The 2,414-nt window shown below is 73.4% G+C and carries 5 protein-coding genes; all 5 read right to left on the bottom strand.

Annotated features, from left to right (window positions below; all coding sequences use genetic code 11):
- On the bottom strand, positions 1–966 hold a 966-nt coding region (locus KSNIM_RS38920; RefSeq protein ID WP_263108381.1), incomplete at its 3' end, for a microfibrillar-associated 1 family protein.
- A gap of 119 nt (positions 967–1,085) precedes the next feature.
- Entirely contained in the window at positions 1,086–1,319 is a 234-nt protein-coding gene (locus KSNIM_RS38925) for a hypothetical protein (RefSeq protein ID WP_263108307.1), read from the bottom strand.
- 115 nt (positions 1,320–1,434) lie between these two features.
- A complete protein-coding gene (locus KSNIM_RS38930; RefSeq protein ID WP_263108308.1) occupies positions 1,435–1,623 on the bottom strand; it encodes a hypothetical protein in 189 nt (62 codons plus the stop codon).
- A 141-nt stretch (positions 1,624–1,764) separates the two neighbouring features.
- Positions 1,765–1,902, bottom strand: a complete 138-nt coding sequence (locus tag KSNIM_RS38935) for a hypothetical protein (protein ID WP_263108309.1) — start codon at positions 1,900–1,902, stop codon at positions 1,765–1,767.
- A complete protein-coding gene (locus tag KSNIM_RS38940) occupies positions 1,899–2,291 on the bottom strand; it encodes a hypothetical protein (protein ID WP_263108310.1) in 393 nt (130 codons plus the stop codon). The genes KSNIM_RS38935 and KSNIM_RS38940 overlap by 4 nt, the downstream gene beginning before the upstream one ends.
- Positions 2,292–2,414: the final 123 nt, after the last annotated feature.

Here is a 2,414-nt window from a genome sequence, read left to right on the forward strand (position 1 = left end):
GGCCCGCAGCCGCTCGGCCTCGCGAAGCGCCCTCGCGTTCTCCAGCGCCGTCTCCTCGCGGAGCCGCTCGATTTCCGCTTCGCGCTCGCGCTGTTCCTTCTCGGCTTCGCGCTTGGCCCTCGCGTTCTCCAGCTCGCGCTGTTCGCGAAGCCGCTCGGTTTCCGTCTGCGAGGCGATGCGGGCGACCTCCGCGGCCTCGCGCATCCGCTCGCGTTCCAGACGCTCCTCGTACTCGCGGTCCTCGCGGCGCCGGCGGTCCTCGCGTTCGGCCCGCTCGGCCTCGCGCCGCTCCCTCTCGGCCCGCTCGTTCTCCTCGCGGGTGCGGCGCTCGCTCTCGCTCTTCGCCGCGTGCTGCTGGTCCTCGAAGGCCTGCACGACCTGGCGCAGCTCGCCGAGCCGCTTGGCGAGGTACTTGCGGTAGCCGGAGGACGCCTCGGCCATCGTGATGAGCAGGAACGGCGCCACGGAGTGGAGCAGCAGCCCGCCGGCGTCCGGGTGCGCGGGGATGAGCGTGAAGTGGCCGTCCGGGTACAGGCTCGTCCAGGAGTTCATCAGCCACGTGGAGATGCCGGCGAACCAGCGCAGCAGGAACGGCCAGGTTCCGGCCCGCTCGCCGCCCTGCTCGGCGAGGACCCCGTCGACGTACAGGACGGTGATCAGCGCCAGGGAGGCCATCGGGTCGAGCATCCAGGCGATCCACACCGGGATGTGGTGCGTCATCGCGAACAGCGTGACGTTCGCGCAGGTGAAGATGAGTGCGCCGCCGCCGATCGACATCAGCGAGCGGGTGATCATGTCGCCGAGCTTCTTCAGCTTGGCCAGCGCGGTCTTCGCCGCGTCGTACTCCTGACGGGACACCACGTGCACCGCACCGGCGGGCGCCGCGGGGTGGCTGCTGCCGGGGGCGGGGTGGCGTGCGGTCGGCACCGGGCTGGTGCGGACCGGCCTGTCGGCGGTGATGGACACCTCGTCTCCTCTCTTCTACGGCGGGGACGCCGGGGTGCGTCGGGCACCGACGAACGCCGCCGCACCCCTCGACCCGCAGATGCGGACGGGGCACGGCGGCGAACGACAGCAACCGGCGGTCAGAGCTGGTTGGGCTGGAGGTCGAAGTGGAGGACCGAGGCGCCGGCCAGCTGGGGGTCCTGGCGGACCATGTCGGCGACCAGCCGCGTGTAGACGTCGTAGCGGCTCATCCCTGCCGGCGAGCAGGTGCCGGAGCTGGAGGAGATCATGAAGCCTCCGCCCATCGGCTTCTGGAGGGTCAGGATGTAGTGGTGGCTGCCCTGCGGCGGCGCGGCGGGGGTGGTCTGGGACATCGGCTTCTCCTGGGTCGACGGGACGGTGCGTCGGGCACCGACGAACACCGCCGCACCCCTCGACCCGCAGATGCGGGCAGGGGCGCGGCGGCGAACGACAACAACCGACGGGCGGTCAGGCCGCGGCGGCCAGGCGCCGCAGCGCCTCGACCGTCTCGGGGTGGGCGGCCTCGTCCAGGACGTGCCGCTGCTCCAGGTCCGCGCCGCCGACCGCCGGGCGGGCCAGGGCGCTGTCGGCCCACGCCGCGAGGTCGCAGGCGCCGGGCCTGGCCTGCCGGGTCTCGTACTTCTCGCTCGTCCTCATCTGTGTGCTCCTCCTGTCATGGCTGGCGTCGCTACTTCTGCTGGCCGGCCCTCTCGGCCTGCGCCCTCGCGTGCATCTCCCGGGCCCGGCGCAGCAGCTCGTCCATCTGCCGCTGGGTCCAGGCCTGGTCCTCAGGACTGCTCACTGGCCACCGCCAGCGGCTCGGGCCGCGGCCTCGGCAGCGGCACGCTCGGCGGCCCGCTGAGCCTCCAGCCGGGCCATCTGCTCCTGGATCTGCCGCTGCAGCTCCGCTGCGCCCTGGGCGTCCACGGTGGTCACCCGGCCAGCGGGAGTGCGCGGACGGCGGCGGAGACTGTGGCCGGGAGCGGCCGGACGGTGCGGATCACGGTGTGCGGGGCGATGTCGTCGAGGTCGTCGAGGTCGATGACGACCTGGCGGATCGCCCGGCTGGCGGCCAGCGCCCGGCCGCGGACGCGGCGGATCTTGGTGCGCAGGAGGATGAGCAGGCCGTCCAGGCCGCGGGCGCCGTCGGGGTAGCGGCCGGCGGCGACGTCGTCCCAGACCGCCTCGGCGAGGTCCTCGTCGAGGTCGGCGGCGGCGGGGGTGATGGCGGCGAGCTGCTCGGCGGCGGCCACGAGCAGCGTGCCCGAGTAGCGGGCGTACAGGTCGTCGAGGTCCGGGGCGGCGGGTGCCATGATGGTGTCCACGGTCGTTTCCTCTCGTCTACTGCGGGTGGGTTGGGCGACCGGCAACGGCCCCGGGGAAGTGCGTCCCTGGGGCCGTTCTTGCTGGCTGTACGAGCAGCCACGGCCGCCGCCCACCCCGTCGTA

The organism is Kitasatospora sp. DSM 101779, from assembly GCF_025655475.1.
In the GTDB taxonomy this organism is placed as follows: domain Bacteria; phylum Actinomycetota; class Actinomycetes; order Streptomycetales; family Streptomycetaceae; genus Kitasatospora.

Excerpts from the sequence above, each read along its gene's own strand:
- KSNIM_RS38930 (WP_263108308.1), bottom strand. The coding sequence starts at position 1,623 with ATGAGGACGAGCGAGAAGTACGAGACCCGGCAGGCCAGGCCCGGCGCC.
- KSNIM_RS38925 (WP_263108307.1), bottom strand. The coding sequence starts at position 1,319 with ATGTCCCAGACCACCCCCGCCGCGCCGCCGCAGGGCAGCCACCACTAC.